Annotated in this window: 15 protein-coding genes; 14 read left to right on the top strand and 1 reads right to left on the bottom strand. The window is 72.9% G+C overall.

What is annotated here, in order from left to right; genetic code table 11:
- Positions 1 to 138 precede the first annotated feature (138 nt).
- The 8 genes from ACOACO_RS12315 to ACOACO_RS12280 all read left to right on the top strand — a co-directional run bounded on the left by ACOACO_RS12315 (position 139) and on the right by ACOACO_RS12280 (position 8,123).
- Positions 139 to 951: a response regulator transcription factor gene (locus ACOACO_RS12315; RefSeq protein ID WP_420296568.1), complete on the top strand. Its 813-nt coding sequence runs from the start codon at positions 139 to 141 to the stop codon at positions 949 to 951.
- 65 nt (positions 952 to 1,016) lie between these two features.
- Positions 1,017 to 2,279: a glycosyltransferase family 4 protein gene (locus ACOACO_RS12310; RefSeq protein ID WP_420296567.1), complete on the top strand. Its 1,263-nt coding sequence runs from the start codon at positions 1,017 to 1,019 to the stop codon at positions 2,277 to 2,279.
- 10 nt (positions 2,280 to 2,289) lie between these two features.
- Positions 2,290 to 3,003: a class I SAM-dependent methyltransferase gene (locus ACOACO_RS12305; RefSeq protein ID WP_420296566.1), complete on the top strand. Its 714-nt coding sequence runs from the start codon at positions 2,290 to 2,292 to the stop codon at positions 3,001 to 3,003.
- A 53-nt stretch (positions 3,004 to 3,056) separates the two neighbouring features.
- The gene (locus ACOACO_RS12300) at positions 3,057 to 4,127 is read left to right on the top strand and encodes a prenyltransferase (protein ID WP_420296565.1); all 1,071 of its coding nucleotides are present in this window, start codon (positions 3,057 to 3,059) and stop codon (positions 4,125 to 4,127) included.
- A 45-nt stretch (positions 4,128 to 4,172) separates the two neighbouring features.
- Positions 4,173 to 4,847, top strand: a complete 675-nt coding sequence (locus tag ACOACO_RS12295; RefSeq protein ID WP_420296564.1) for a hypothetical protein — start codon at positions 4,173 to 4,175, stop codon at positions 4,845 to 4,847.
- Entirely contained in the window at positions 4,847 to 6,433 is a 1,587-nt protein-coding gene (locus ACOACO_RS12290; protein ID WP_420296563.1) for a DNA polymerase Y family protein, read from the top strand. Before ACOACO_RS12295 ends, ACOACO_RS12290 begins: the two co-directional genes overlap by 1 nt.
- Positions 6,434 to 6,502: 69 nt before the next feature.
- A complete protein-coding gene (locus ACOACO_RS12285; RefSeq protein WP_420296562.1) occupies positions 6,503 to 7,522 on the top strand; it encodes a D-2-hydroxyacid dehydrogenase family protein in 1,020 nt (339 codons plus the stop codon).
- A 4-nt stretch (positions 7,523 to 7,526) separates the two neighbouring features.
- Positions 7,527 to 8,123, top strand: coding sequence for an NAD(P)H-dependent oxidoreductase (locus ACOACO_RS12280; protein WP_420296561.1), 597 nt, complete (start codon positions 7,527 to 7,529; stop codon positions 8,121 to 8,123).
- Positions 8,124 to 8,314: 191 nt separating this feature from the next.
- Here the strand turns inward: ACOACO_RS12280 and ACOACO_RS12275 are convergent, their stop codons facing one another.
- Entirely contained in the window at positions 8,315 to 9,004 is a 690-nt protein-coding gene (locus ACOACO_RS12275; protein ID WP_420296560.1) for a FadR/GntR family transcriptional regulator, read from the bottom strand.
- Between the two features lie 104 nt (positions 9,005 to 9,108).
- On the opposite strand from ACOACO_RS12275, the gene ACOACO_RS12270 reads away from it, so the two are divergent.
- The 6 genes from ACOACO_RS12270 to ACOACO_RS12245 all read left to right on the top strand — a co-directional run bounded on the left by ACOACO_RS12270 (position 9,109) and on the right by ACOACO_RS12245 (position 14,411).
- Positions 9,109 to 10,695: an FAD-dependent monooxygenase gene (locus ACOACO_RS12270; protein WP_420296559.1), complete on the top strand. Its 1,587-nt coding sequence runs from the start codon at positions 9,109 to 9,111 to the stop codon at positions 10,693 to 10,695.
- 128 nt (positions 10,696 to 10,823) lie between these two features.
- Positions 10,824 to 11,600: an alpha/beta hydrolase fold domain-containing protein gene (locus ACOACO_RS12265; RefSeq protein ID WP_420296558.1), complete on the top strand. Its 777-nt coding sequence runs from the start codon at positions 10,824 to 10,826 to the stop codon at positions 11,598 to 11,600.
- 55 nt (positions 11,601 to 11,655) lie between these two features.
- The gene (locus tag ACOACO_RS12260; RefSeq protein WP_420296557.1) at positions 11,656 to 12,099 is read left to right on the top strand and encodes a nuclear transport factor 2 family protein; all 444 of its coding nucleotides are present in this window, start codon (positions 11,656 to 11,658) and stop codon (positions 12,097 to 12,099) included.
- A gap of 18 nt (positions 12,100 to 12,117) precedes the next feature.
- Entirely contained in the window at positions 12,118 to 12,936 is an 819-nt protein-coding gene (locus tag ACOACO_RS12255; RefSeq protein WP_420296556.1) for a fumarylacetoacetate hydrolase family protein, read from the top strand.
- A gap of 126 nt (positions 12,937 to 13,062) precedes the next feature.
- Positions 13,063 to 13,284: a cupin domain-containing protein gene (locus ACOACO_RS12250; protein ID WP_420296555.1), complete on the top strand. Its 222-nt coding sequence runs from the start codon at positions 13,063 to 13,065 to the stop codon at positions 13,282 to 13,284.
- Positions 13,281 to 14,411 carry a DUF3500 domain-containing protein gene (locus ACOACO_RS12245; protein WP_420296554.1) on the top strand — a complete coding sequence of 377 codons (1,131 nt, stop codon included), beginning with the start codon at positions 13,281 to 13,283 and terminating at the stop codon, positions 14,409 to 14,411. Before ACOACO_RS12250 ends, ACOACO_RS12245 begins: the two co-directional genes overlap by 4 nt.
- The last annotated feature ends 99 nt before the right edge of the window (positions 14,412 to 14,510 follow it).

Below are 14,510 nucleotides of genomic sequence, written 5' to 3'. Positions count from 1 at the left end.
CTCACCGCCCGAGGCGGTCCGTGCGCTCCTCGCGGTAGCGTCGAACCTACCGGGGCAGGCCACGGCCGGTGCTGCCGCGGCTCGTGGGGTACCGGAGCGGCCGGGGATGCACCAGACGCACGAGGGAGGCGCACGGGCGTGACGACGGAGACGGGACGCACGGTCCTGGTCGTGGACGACGACGAGGACATCCGCTTCCTCGTCGTGACCGTCCTCGAGGAGGCCGGCTACACGGTGCTCGAGGCCGCGACGGGAGCCGAGGCCGTCGAGGTCGTGCGCCGCGAGCAGCCCGACCTGGTGACGCTGGACCTCGGCCTGCCCGACATCGACGGCATGGAGACCTGCCGCCGGCTGCGCGCGTTCAGCGACGCGTTCGTGATCATGCTGACCGGTCGCACCGACGAGTCCGACCGGCTCGCCGGCCTCGACGTCGGCGCGGACGACTACATGGTCAAGCCGTTCTCCCCGCGCGAGCTGCGCGCCCGGGTGGGCGCGTTCCTGCGCCGCTCCCGGCCCGCCGTGGCGGCCACGCCCGCCGGTACGACGGGCACGGCGACGGGCGCGCCCGCCGGGGCTGCCGCCGTACCGGACACGGCATCCACGGCGCCCTCCGCGCCCGAGGCGGTGGACGCCGGACGCGGGCTCGTCGTCGTCCCCGCGCGCGACGTCGCCCTCCTCGGCGGCGTGCCGCTGCCGCTCACCGGCGTCGAGGTCACCATCCTCGCTGCGCTGGCCCGCGAGCCGGGCCGGGCGTGGGGCCGGCGCGAGCTGGTGCAGGCGGTGTGGACCGAGGAGTTCGGCGAGTCGCACTTCCTCCTCGACGTCCACGTCGGCAACCTGCGCCGCAAGCTGCGCAAGGCGGACGGGGCCGGCGGCGAGTGGATCCGCAGCGTCGAGGGCCAGGCGTACGCGCTCATCCCGGCGGAGGGGGACCGCCCGCGGGGCGACTGACCCGCGGGTAACCTTCGGTCCAGTGCCCCCGCCCCGGGCGGCCGCCCGAGTGGAGAGGTGCGTGGATGCGCGTCGCACTGCTGTCGTACCGCAGCAAGCCGCACTGCGGAGGCCAGGGCGTCTACGTTCGTCACCTCAGCCGCGAGCTCGTCGCGCTGGGCCACGAGGTCGAGGTGTTCTCCGGCCAGCCCTACCCCGAGCTCGACCCCGGCGTGCGGCTCACGCCCGTGCCGAGCCTCGACCTCTACCGCGAGCCCGACCCGTTCCGCACGCCCGGCCTCGGCGAGATCCGCGACCTGACCGACGTGCGCGAGGTGCTGACGATGTGGACGGCCGGTTTCCCCGAGCCCCGCACGTTCGCCGAGCGGGTGCGTCGGATCCTGCGCGAGCGAGCGGACGACTTCGACGTGGTGCACGACAACCAGGTGCTGGGCTACGGGATCCTCGACCTCGCGGCCGACGGGATGCCGGTCGTGACCACGCTGCACCACCCCATCACCTTCGACCGCCGGATCGACCTGGCCGCGGCCCCGACGTGGCGCAAGAAGCTGTCGCTGCGCCGCTGGTACGGCTTCCTGCGGATGCAGGGCCGCGTCGCCCGGAAGGCGACGCTCGTGCTCACGCCGTCGGAGTCGTCCAAGCGCGACATCATCACCGACTTCGGCGTGGACCCCGAGCGGCTGCGGGTCATCCTGCTGGGCGTCGACGACGTCTTCGTGCCGCCGACCGAGCCGCGGGTGCCGGGCCGCATCGTCGCGATGGCCAGCGCCGACGCGCCGCTCAAGGGCATCGGCACGCTGCTCGAGGCGTTCGCGAAGCTGCGCACGGAGCGCGACCTCGAGCTCGTGCTCGTCACCAAGCCCCAGCCGGGCGGGCGCACCGAGCAGCTCGTCGACCAGCTGGGCATCGCCGACGCGGTCACCTTCGTGCACGGCGTCAGCGACGAGGAGCTCGTGCGCGTCATGGGCTCCGCCGAGCTGGCCTGCGTGCCGTCGCTCTACGAGGGCTTCTCGCTGCCGACGGCCGAGCTGATGGCCTGCGCGACGCCGCTGGTGGCCTCGCGGGCCGGCGCGATCCCCGAGGTGACCGGCCCGGACGGGCTGTGCGCCGACCTGGTCGACCCCGGCGACGTGGGTCAGCTCGAGCACGCGATCGCGGCCCTGCTCGACGACCCGGAGCGGCGCGAGCGCATGGGCCGGGCGGGTCGCGAGCGGGTGCTCGCGGAGTTCAGCTGGCGGGCGGTGGCACGGGCCACCGCGCAGGCGTACGAGGACGTCATCGAGGTGACGCGCGCGCAGGCCGCGTCCCGGCGTCGTGGGAACGAGTGAGGGAGCGGACATGCTGACCGTCGACTTCGACCGGCTGGGCCTCCAGCCCGGCGAGCGGGTGCTGGACATGGGCTGCGGCGCCGGGCGCCACGCCTTCGAGATGTACCGGCGCGGCGCCGACGTCGTGGCGTTCGACCAGGACGCCGACGAGCTCGCCGGCGTGCGGGACCTGTTCGGCGCGATGAAGGAGGCCGGCGAGGTGCCGGCGGCCGCGGAGGCCGACACGAAGGAGGGCGACGCGCTCAGCCTGCCCTTCGGCGACGGCGAGTTCGACCGCGTCGTGGCCGCGGAGGTGCTCGAGCACATCCCCGCCGACATCCAGGCCATCGAGGAGCTCGTGCGCGTCCTGCGCCCCGGCGGCACGCTCGCCGTCTCGGTGCCGCGCTGGTTCCCCGAGGTCGTCAACTGGAAGCTCTCGACGGAGTACCACGACGTCCCGGGGGGCCACATCCGGATCTACACCGACAAGGAGCTCGCGACCAAGGTGACCAACGCCGGTCTCGAGCTCGTCGGCAAGGACCACGCCCACGGGCTGCACACGCCGTACTGGTGGATCAAGTGCGCCGTCGGCGTCCGCAACGACGACCACCCGCTCGCGAAGGCGTACCACCGCCTGCTCGTCTGGGAGATCATGAAGCAGCCGCTGGCGCTGCGCCTGGCCGGCCGGGTGCTCGACCCGCTGGTGGGCAAGAGCCTGGTGCTCTACTTCCGCAAGCCGGCCTGATGCCCCCGCACCCGCAGCCCGTCGGGGTCGACGGGCCTCCGGAGCCTGCCGCCGTGCCGGCGGTGCCCGCGGTGCCGGGCGTGCTCACCGCGGAGCAGGTGCGCCGGACCGCGGCGTCCATCGCCGACGTGCAGCACCCCGACGGCGCGATCCCCTGGACGACCGGTGACAAGACCGACGCCTGGAACCACGTCGAGGCCGCGATGGCGCTGCTCGTGGGCGGCGAGGTCGAGGCCGCCGAGCGGGCCTACGCCTGGTGCCGCGACAACCAGCGGGCCGACGGCAGCTGGCCGGTCAAGGTCGTCGGCGACCGGGTCGAGGACGACGGCGGCGAGACGAACATGTCGGCGTACGTCGCGGTCGGCGTGTGGCACCACTGGCTGGTACGGCGCGACCGCGGGTTCGTGGACCGCTGCTGGCCGATGGTGCGCGCGGCCCTCGACTTCGTCGTGCGCCTGCAGCTGCCCTCCGGCGGCGTGGCGTGGCTGCAGGAGTGGGTCGACGGCGCGCCCGGGCCGGTGCGGGAGGAGGCCCTGCTGACGGGGTCCTCCAGCACCTACCACTCGCTGCGGGCGGGGGTGGCGCTCGCCGGGCTGGTGGGGGAGCCGCAGCCCGCGTGGGAGCGCGCGGCCGGCCGGCTGCGCCACGCGGTGCGCCGGCACCCCGAGGCGTTCCTCGACAAGGCGACGTTCTCGATGGACTGGTACTACCCCGTGCTGGGCGGCGCCGTGCGCGGCGAGGAGGCGCACGCGCTGCTGGCGCGGCGCTGGGACGACTTCGTCGTGCCCGGCCTCGGGATCCGCTGCGTCGACACCAACCCGTGGGTGACGGGGGCGGAGACCTGCGAGCTGGTGATGGCCCTCGACGCGGTGGGCGACCGTGAGCGCGCCCTGCGGTTGCTCACGGATGTGCAGTTCCTGCGCGACGAGGAGACCGGGGGCTACTTCACGGGCTACGTGTGGCCCGACGAGGTGCTCTGGCCGCGCGAGCTGACGACCTACACGGCCGCCGCCGTCGTGCTCGCCGCCGACCAGCTGAGCGGCACGACCCCGGGCGCCGACATCATGCCCGGGGCGACGTTCGGGCCCGAGCCGGACGAGGTCGTGGGCGGCTGCGGCTGCTGACCTGGCGCCTTGCGTCGTTCGAACAAATGTTCGATCATCGACGTCATGACCGCGCTCCCCGTCCCCGCCCCCGACGGGGTGGACCTGGGCGTCGTCGCCCAGCTCCGCGACCGGGTGACGGCGATGCAGGGCGGGCCCACGCGGCTCCCGCTGCCCACCCACCCGGCGCTCGCCGAGCTGCTCCAGCTGCGGGCCGGGGGCGCCTACGGGGTGGACTCGGCGCGGCTCGCGCTCGCCCTCGTCGCGGGGGCCTCGGCGGCCGGTGAGTGGGTGGCCGTCGTCGGGTGGCCCGACCTCGGCGTCGAGGCGGCCCTCGACCTCGGGCTCGACCCGGCGCGCACCGTGCTGGTGCCCGACCCGGGCGACCTGTGGCTCGAGGCGACGGCGGCGCTCGTCGACGTCGTGCGGCTCGTGGTGCTGCGGCCCCGGGGCGTCGTCGACCCGAAGTCGGCGAGCGTCCTGGAGGCCCGGCTGCGCAAGCGCTCCGCGGCGCTCGTGGTGTGGGGCGACTGGCCGCGCTGCGAGGCCCGCCTGAGCGTCGAGCGCGTGCGCTGGACGGGGGCCGAGCACGGCGAGGGCCGGCTGCGGGAGCGGTGGGTGCGGGTCGCCGTACGACGGGGGGCGGCGCCGGCGCGCCACGCCGACCTCCGCTTCCCCGCCGAGCAGGGCGGGGCCGCCCGCCTGGAGCGACCCGAGCGGGCCGTGGGGAGGGTCGGCTAGTGGCCGGCCGCGTGCTCGTCGTCTGGTGCCCGGACTGGTCGGTGGTCGCGGCGCTCGCCGAGGAGGAGCTGTCCCTCGGTGCGCCGGCGGCGGTGCTGTCGAGCAACGTGGTGGAGGTCTGCAACGGCCCGGCCCGCGACGAGGGCGTGCGGCGGGGGATGCGGCGCCGCGACGCGCAGTCGCGCTGCCCCGAGCTCGTGCTGCTCGACGCCAACCCCGAGCGCGACGCCCGGGCGTTCGAGACCGTGCTCGGGGTCGTCGAGGAGGTGCGGCCCGGGGTCGCGCCGCTGCGTCCCGGGCTGCTGGCCCTGCGGGCGCCGGGGCGGTACGGCGGGGGCGAGCCGCACGCGGCGGCCCTGCTCGCCGAGACCCTCGTGGCCGCCGGGGTGTGGGACGTGCGGATGGGCGTCGCCGACGACCTGTTCACCGCCGAGCAGGCCGCGCGCCGCGCGGGGGTGCAGGAGCACGTGGTCGTGGGGCCGGGGGAGTCGGCCGCGTTCCTGCGGGGCCTGCCGGTCGAGGCGCTGCTGGCGGACCCGGCGGCCGAGGAGCTGGTCTCGTTGCTGCGGCGGCTGGGACTGCGCACCCTCGGCGACCTCGGGGCGCTCCCCGGCGCCGACGTCGGCCGCCGCTTCGGCGCCTACGGGGCGGAGGTCCACCGCCGGGTGCGGGGCGAGGGCGAGGCGGTGCTGGCGGCGCGCACGCCGCCGCCCGAGCTGGCCCGCGAGGTCCCGTTCGAGCCGCCGCTGGAGTCGGTGGAGGCGATCTGCTTCAGCGTGCGCACCACCGCGGAGCGGTTCGTGGCCGGCCTCGCGGAGCGCCAGCTCGTCGCCACCGCCGTGCGGGTCGAGGCGTCGTGCGCGGGCGCGCACGGGGAGGACGTCGTGGTCTCCGCGCGCAGCTGGCTGCACCCGCGGCACTTCTCGGCGCGCGACCTGGTGGACCGGGTGCACTGGCAGCTCCAGGGCCAGTCGCAGGGGTCGGTGCGCAGTCGGCGGGCGGCGGGGCCGGTGCTGGAGCCGGTGACGCGGGTGCGGTTCGTGCCGGAGACGGCCGAGCCGGCGGCGGCGCACGCGGAGGCGTTGTGGGGCGGAGGGGCGGACGAGCTGGTGGAGAGAGGGATGGCGCGGGTGCAGGCGATGCTGGGGTACGACGCGGTGCTGGTGCCGGTCGCGCAGGGAGGTCGGGGTCCGGCGGCGCGCCAGGCCGCCGTGCCGTGGGGGGAGCGGCCCGTCGGGCTGCGGGCCGTCGACCGGCCGTGGCCGGGGCGCATCCCGGGCCCGGCGCCCGCCCGGGTCTTCGCGGAGCCGCTGCCCGGCGAGGTCCACGACGCCTCCGGGGTGCCGGTGCGCGTGGACGAGCGGGGCTGGGTGACGGGGGAGCCGACCACGGTGCGGGTGCCCGACGCGGGCTGGCTGCCGGTCGACGCGTGGGCCGGCCCGTGGCCGGTCGACGAGGCGTGGTGGGAGGAGACGGGCTCGCCGGTGCGGCGCGCGGCGCGCTTCCAGGTGGTCGGCGTCGACGGCCGCGCCTGGCTGATGGCGTGCGTGGACGGCGCCTGGTGGGTCGAGGCCGGTTACGACTGAGCGACGCGAGCGCGGGTGGCGTGCTCGCCGGGAGGGCCGCCGCCGGTGGCGGACGGACGGAGGTCGACCGTGCGGGTCGCCCTGCTCGACGACCACCAGGGCGCGTTCACCGCGCTGGCCGCGGCGCGTCCGCTGCTCGACGCCCCCGAGCACGAGGTCGTCACCTTCCCCGACGCCGTGACCGGGGACCGGCTGATCGCGCGGCTCGACGGTTTCGACGCCGTCGTCCTGCTGCAGCAGCGCACGGCGCTCCCGCGGGCGGTGGTCGAGCGGTTGGGCACGGTGCGCCTCGTCAGCCAGACGGGCCGGCACACCGACCACCTCGACCTCGACGCCTGCCGCGAGCGGGGGGTCGCCGTGTGCGCCGGCGGCGCGGGCGACCCGGCGGCGACGGCCGAGCTGACGTGGGCGCTCGTGCTGGCGGCGAGCCGACGGCTGCCCGACGAGGTCGCGCGCCTCCGTGCGGGCGGGTGGCAGGGGTCGGTCGGCACCCTGCTGCGCGGCCGCACCCTCGGCGTCCTCGGGCTGGGACGCATCGGCGCGCGGGTGGCCGACGTCGGGCGGGCCTTCGGCATGCGCGTGCTCGTCGACGGGCGGGAGGGCTCCCGGGTGCGGGCCCACGAGACCGGGCACGAGGTCGCCGCCGACCGGCGGGCGCTGTTCGAGGCGAGCGACGTCCTGACGGTGCACCTGCCGCCGGTGCCGGCCACACGGGGCGTCGTCACCGCCGACCTGCTGGGTCGGATGCGGCCCGACGCGCTCTTCGTCAACACCTCGCGCGCGGGGCCCGTCGCTCCCGGGGCGCTCGCCGCGGCCGTCGCCGCGGGACGACCGGGACGCGCGGCGGTCGACGTCTTCGAGGTCGAGCCCGCCGGCGACGACCCGCTCCTGCGGTTGCCGGGCGTCACCGCCACCCCGCACCTGGGCTACGTCGTCGCCGAGGTGCTCGAGAGCTTGTACGGCGCGGCCGTCGAGCAAGTGCTGGCGTTCGCGGCGGGCCAGCCGGTGCGGGTCCCGTCGTACCAGCCCCGACGACGGGGCCCTGAGGGGGGGCCTGGGGAGGAGGGGCGGCGGGGGTCGGGAGGATGAGGGCGTGCGCACCCTGATCGTCACCGCCCACCCGGACACCGGCTCGCTCACCCACCACGCGGCCCGACGGCTGCAGGAAGAGCTCGGCGCCGACCGGACCACCCTGGCGCACCTGGCCCAGGAAGGCTTCGACCCGCGGTTCGCGGCGGGCGACCGCCAGGACTACCTCGAGCGGTCGCTGACCGACCCCGCGGTCGCGGCGGAGCAGGCGAGGGTCGACACGGTCGACCACCTCGTGCTCGTCTTCCCGGTCTACTGGTGGTCACTGCCGGCTCTGCTGAAGGGCTGGGTCGACCGCGTCTTCGTGGGCGGGTGGGCGTTCGGCTTCGACGAAGAGGACCGCGTCGTCCCATGGCTCGACCGGCTCACGGTCCACCTGCTGCCGCTCTCGGGGACCTCCGCGGCGTCCTTCGCCCGCCACGGCTACGACCGGGCGTTCACCACCCAGGTCGAGGAGGGCATCGTCGACTTCTGCGGCATGCGGCGCGGGGCGCGCGCCTTCGTCCACGACTCCGAGTCCACCGACCGTGAGGCCGTCGGCGCCGCCGTCGAGACCGCCGTCGACACGGTGGTCGCAGCGATTACGCGGAGCCAGCAGTGATTTCACGAGCAGCTCGCCCGTGAGCGCGTCCCCGCGGGCGGTGAGGTGCGCGTCGGACTCCTTCCGCCGCTGGTCGAGGACCCCCGAGTCGACGCGTTGCGGCTCGTGCCCACCGAGTTGAGACCAGTCAGCAGACTGGCCGCACACGTCGAGTGGGGGGTCGAGACCTACGGTTCACACCGTGCTGACGCTCAGTCGTTGCTAGCTACGGCGCGGTGGGCGGCCACCGCTCGCGAGGTACGGGCGACGTCGCCGGATGCGATCGCATCGACCAGCTCGGCGTGGACGTCCACGCGGAAAAGGAGATAGGCGCCCTCGTCCGCTGCCGTCACGGAGTCCGCGTGACTGGGAAGCCCGACCGCTTGTGCCATCGCGGCGAGGTAGACGCTTCGTGCGAGGTCGTTCGGGGTGATCTCGGCGATCCTCGAGTGCAGTTCCCAGTTCTCCCGCAAGAACGCCTCGCGCGTGGTGGCGTCCTCACGCATGCGGCGCACGATCGCCTGGAGTGCGTCGATGTCGTCGACGGTCCGATGGCGTGCGGCGTCGGTGTCGATCAGCTCCTCCAACGCGTCGCGGACGGCGAGTGCGTTGGCCACGCTCGCGGCGTCCTGGCCGGCCGCGAGCAGGGTGTGGCGCAGGCGCACGACATGACCGGCTTCGGCGACGAACAGGCCGCCGCCACGGCCAGGTCGGACATCGACCGTCCCCCGCTCAGTCAGGAGCCGGGCGGCCTCACTGATCGTGGCGCGGCCCAGACGAGTCTGCTCGCGCAGCTCGTCCATCGTGGCGATGCGGTCGCCGGGCCGAAGGTCACGGTCGACGACGATGCGCTCGATGTCGTCTGCCAGTGACTGAGCGCGGGTGAGTGCGGGAGAAAACACTCGGACAGTTTAGCCCGATCTCTTGACTCTTGCCCACGAGTGGGTGAACGATCGCTGCATTCACCCCTAAACGTTCGGGTGGTTGGGCAGTTGAGGAGAAGACGATGAGGAAGACCGTCGACGTCGCCATCGTGGGCTTCGGCCCTGCGGGCGAGATGCTCGCTTCGCTGCTGGGCCAGCGCGGCCACAGCATCGTGGTGTTCGACAAGTTCCCCGAGCCTTACGGGCTCCCGCGCATGAGCACTCTCGACGGCGAGGTGGCCCGACTGCTGCAGCACGCGTCGGACCCTCGCGAGGCGCTCGCCGAGTCACTCCCGCAGCGTACGGTCGAGCTCTGGGGTGCAGACGGGAAGCAGAAAGGCTTCTTCGACTGGAACTACAAGCGCAGTGGCCACTGGTCGCACCTCTCGCTTCACCAGCCGAACATCGAGGCCGCCATGGAGCGGCGCATCGCGCAGAACCCGAACGTCGAGGTGCGCTGGGGCCGCAGCGTCACAGACCTGCGCGCTGAGGGCGACGGGTACGTCGTGACCACCCGGATTTCCAACGCCAACGGTCAGACCGCCGACACGTCGAACGACGTCGAGACCGTGGTCGCCCGTTACGTCGTCGGAATGGACGGTGCGAGCGGTTACGTGCGCGACGCGATCGGCATTGACGTCGAGGTGCTCCACCACCACGACGACCGCTGGATCCTCACCGACTACGAGGTGGTCAAGCCGCTCCCGAACGACTTGGAGCACCGGATCTACTTCGACCTCGACCTCGACCAGCCCTACTTCTTCGCGCCCAACGGCGTCGGCCGCGTCCGGACCGACGTCCGGATGCTGCCCACCGACGACGCCGAGGTCGAGGCCGTCGAGGAGCGGGGCCTGGACTTCCTCGAGCGGAAGGTCGGCATCCCGCGCGATCACGTGCGGCAGACGCGGCGCAAGATCTACAGCTTCCGTAGCCAGGTGGCCACCGGCATGCGACGCGGCAACGTCTTCATCGGCGGCGACTCCGCCCACGCCATGACGCCCTACATGGGGCAGGGCGCGTGCTGCGCGATGCGCGACGCCGGGAACCTGTCCTGGAAGCTCGACCTGGTCCTGCGCGGCCTCGCCGACGAGTCCATCCTCGACACCTACGAGAGTGAGCGCCTGGCACACAGCCGCTTCTTCGTCGAGGGCTCCCTGGCGGCGTACAAGATGGTCAACCCCGCATCGCCGGAAGAGGCAGCTGGCCGGGACGCCTACCTGGAGTCGACCGGCGGCAACGTGACCCCGCCGATCCCGCCGCTGCGTGACGGCATCCTGCACCGCACCGCCGACGGCGAGTACGGCCCCCAGGCCGGCGCCGTCGCCCCGCAGGGCACCGTCCGGGCCGACGGCCAGGAGAAGCTGCTCGACGACGTCGTCGGCTACGGCTTCCAGCTGGTCTCCACGCTCGCCCTCGACGAGGCGCTGGGCGAGGAGAGGCTCGTGCGGCTCGACGAGCTGGGCGTCAGGCGCATCCGGATCGGCGAGGACTTCACCGACGCCGACGACACGTACGCCGACTACTTCGGCCGGCACGGCGCCACCACGCTGCTCTCGCGCCCCGACGTCTACGTGTTCGGCATCGCGGACGGCGTGGAGGACTCGGTCCGACTCGTCGAAAGCCTCCTCGCCCAGCTGCCTCGGCCGGCGCAGGTCGCCGCGGCCGTCTAGGCCGCCCTGACTACCGCCGGTGACGCTCTCCACGGTCATCCCGGCACGGGTTCGCCCCGGCAGCACCCCTGCCGGAGCACACTGCGACGACTGACGTTTCCACGGTCGACGACCGGAATGCGAGCCTCATGAACAACACGTTCGAGTACACCAGCACCTCCTCGGGACCCCTGAACCTCGATCTCCACCCGGCCAGTGGACCCGTCGACCCCAGCCTCGGCACGGTGATGTACATCCACGGTGGCGGGTTCGCCGTCGGGGACAGGGCCATGGACGGCGACCGCATTCGCGCGCTCGCCGCGCACGGCCTGAACGTCGTGTCCCTGGACTACCGGTTGGCGCCCTCGGCACGCTTTCCCGATCAGCTCGACGACATCGTCGCGGCCATCACCTGGGTCCGTGACCATCTCGACGTCGTGGGAACCACCAACCCGAAGATCGCGCTCTGGGGAGCGTCCGCCGGCGCCGTCCTCGCGGCGCTCGCGGCGCTCAGTCCAGATACGGACTCGGCACAGGTAGGGGCCGTCGTGTCCTGGTTCGGCTTCAGCGACATCGCCACCAGCGCGTCGCGAAGCCCCCTCGAGGCAGCGATCCTGCCCCCGGGGGCCGAGCACAACCTGCTCGGTGTCGAGGACCTGGCGTCGGTCCCCGACCTCGTGCGCCGGGCCAGCCCGCTCCACCACGTCCGAGCAGACGCACCGCCGTTCCTGATCGCCCACGGCGACCGGGACCACGTGATCGAGAGCAGCGAGAGCGTCCAGCTGCACGAGGCACTCACCCGTGCCGGTAGCTCCTCCACGCTGATGATCCTGGGCGGAGCAGGACACGAGGACCCCCGTTTCGACTCGGCCGACAACATCGCCGTCACGGCTGCGTTCCTGCGCAGCCACCTCGCCGGGAACTGACCATGCGGTGCGGCACCGCCGCGCCTCAGAACGAACCAGAGACAAGGAACCCACCATGAGCGACGCCAGCCTGAACGAGGCCCGAGTCGAGGACCGCGCCCTCATCGCCGCGGTCATGCACCGCTACTGCAACATGGCCCGAGAGAAGGCCGACTTCGACGGTATGGCCGTCTTGTACACCGACGATGCCACGATCCGCTTCCCCGATGGCGTGACCGTCGGCCCGCGCGACATGGCCGGCGTCGTCAAGGGCCAGGAGCCCACCTTCATCCGGCACAACGCCACCACGCTCGACATCACCTTCGACGGTGACGAGGCCGACGTGCTGACCATGTACATCGCCATCACCGATGAGGCCGCACCCGACCACTGGGGCTGCTGGCGGGACCGCTTCGTCAAGCAGCGCGACGGTCGCTGGCTGATCCGCGACCGGTCCATCGTCGTCGAGGGCGCCGCCCCGGGTGGCTGGCTCGCCCGCCAGTACGGCCCCGCCAACTGACCGGTAGAGGCCCACTTCATGCGCATCGTCGGATACGAACACCAGGGCCGCGTCCACGTCGCGGCCCGTGACGGCTCGAGCCTGATCCCCTTGGGGCCCGTCGAGACGTTCTGGGAGGATCCCTACGCCGCCGCAGCCGCGGCCACCACCGTCGCGGACCGCGTGGACCCCAGCACCGTCGACCTCGTGCCGCCGGTCAAGCCCGGCGCCCGGATCCTCTGCGTCGGTCTCAACTACAGCGAGCACGTCCGCGAGGGCCCCTACGACATCCCGGAGTACCCGACGATCTTCGGTCGGTGGACCCCGTCACTCACGGTCGGCGGCACGCCCGTCATCGTCCCTGTCGACGAGGACGGGCTCGACTGGGAGGCCGAGCTCCTGGTCGCGGTCGGGAAGCCGATCCACCTGGTCGACTCCGAGCAGGCCCACGGGGCCGTGTTCGGGTACGCGGCGTTCAACGACATCACCGCTCGCCGGGCCCAGAAGCTCACCTCCCAGTGGACGCTCGGCAAGAACGCCGACAACAGCGGGCCGATGTCCGACCTGGCCACCTCCGACGAGATCGGCGACCTCGCTGGCCGCAAGGTCGTCGCGCGGGTCAACGGCGAGGTGATGCAGGAGGCCACGACCGACCAGATGATCTTCGACGTCGGCCAGATCCTCTCCTACATCAGCCGCACCCTCACCCTTCTGCCGGGCGACCTCATCGCCACCGGCACGCCCTCCGGAGTCGGCTACGCGCGCACCCCACCGCGGCTTCTCCAACCCGGCGACGTCGTCGAGGTCGAGGTCGAGGGCATCGGGTCGGTCAGCACTCCGGTCCACAGGGCCGGGTGACACACCATGCCGATGCGTGTCACCCGGATCGCCGATGGCGAGCCGTTCGTTCCCGAAGGCCACACAGGCGTCGGCCCGGTCCGGCTTCAAGGAGGAGAGCGCACACCTACGGAGAGCTTCACCGTCGTGCTCTCGCACTACCTCCCCGGCGCCGAGGCCGGCCTCGCGGCCCAGCAGACCGAGACCGTCTACGTCGTCACAGCTGGTGAGCTGACCTTCACCAGCGAGGGCGAGGAGGTGACACTCGGGCCGATGGACTCGGTGCACTACACCCCGGGGACGACACGCACCGTGAAGAACAACAGCCGGCTGCCGGCGAGCATGCTGGTAGTGAGGATCAAGGCATGAGCCACGACGCGAGCACGGCCCACTCCGACGGTTCCGACGGCGTCGTGCTGCACGCGCCCCGTAACCGGCCACTCGACGGTGACTTCGATGCCACCGCCGTCACCTTCGCCGCGATGGCGCTCTTCGACCAGCTCGACGACGCCCAGCGCGCCCGCATCGTCATCCCGATGGATGACGCCAACCGAACCAACTGGAACTTCCTGCCCGAGTCGGGCCGCCGGGGGATTCCGTTGCGCGACATGAACGACACCCAGCGCTATCTGGCACACCGCGTCATCGCCCAGAGCATGTCGGTCACCGGGTACGCCAAGGTCGTCCAAGTGATGTCCCTCGAGGGCGTTCTGCGCGAGCTCAACACCGACGTGTTCGGCCACGTCGCGCCGTACTTCCGCGATCCCCAGGGCTACTTCCTGACGTTCTTCGACCAGCCCCAGCCCGACAGCAACTGGGGGTGGCGGCTCGTCGGTCACCACCTGTCGCTGAACTTCACCGTCGTCGGCCAGGACCGTCTGGCCGTCACCCCACTGCTCCTCGGAAGCGAGCCCGCCAAGCTGGGGCCGTTCCGCATCCTCGGCGACGAGGAGGACCGCGCCTTCGGTCTTCTCAACAGCCTCGACCCCGACCAGGTACGAACGGCGACCATCCACGCCGTGCCGCCGCCGGACTTCGTGACCCGGTGCGTCCCCTTCATCGGCGAGGAGGAGTGGCCCGACGTCCACGGCGTGGGCCGACGCGACGCCATGATCACCGACGAGGACCGATACGCGCTGCGCTACGTCAAGGCCCAGCCCCGCGGCCTCTCCCGAGCGGCGATGAACGCCGCCCAGACAGCTGCGTTCGACGAGCTCCTGGCTTCCTTCCTCGGCAACGTGAAGGACGCGCAAGTGGGTCGCGAGATGGACCGCATCCGCCGCGCCGGAGACGACCGGCTCCACTTCGTGTGGGCAGGTGGCCACCGCCTCGACCTGCCGCACTACTTCCGGATCGAAGGCCCGGTCACTCTCATCGAGTTCGACAACACCGAGGACAACGCCAACCACATCCACGCCGTATGGCGCGACCCGAGCAACGACTTCGGCATCGACGTCCTCGCCGAGCACCGAGCCGCCCAGCACCGGCACGACTGAGGAACCACAACTTCCCGGGACCCTGTCGTCCGAGTCGAGCGCGATTCGAGAGCTGGACAGACTGTCCTGACGCAACCACTACTGTCGCTGGCCGCCGGC

The organism is Nocardioides sp. CPCC 205120 (genome assembly GCF_048654585.1).
Taxonomy (GTDB): Bacteria; Actinomycetota; Actinomycetes; order Propionibacteriales; family Nocardioidaceae; genus Nocardioides.
Note: the sequence above shows the minus strand (reverse complement) of the source record. Positions and strands in the feature narration are given on the sequence as shown.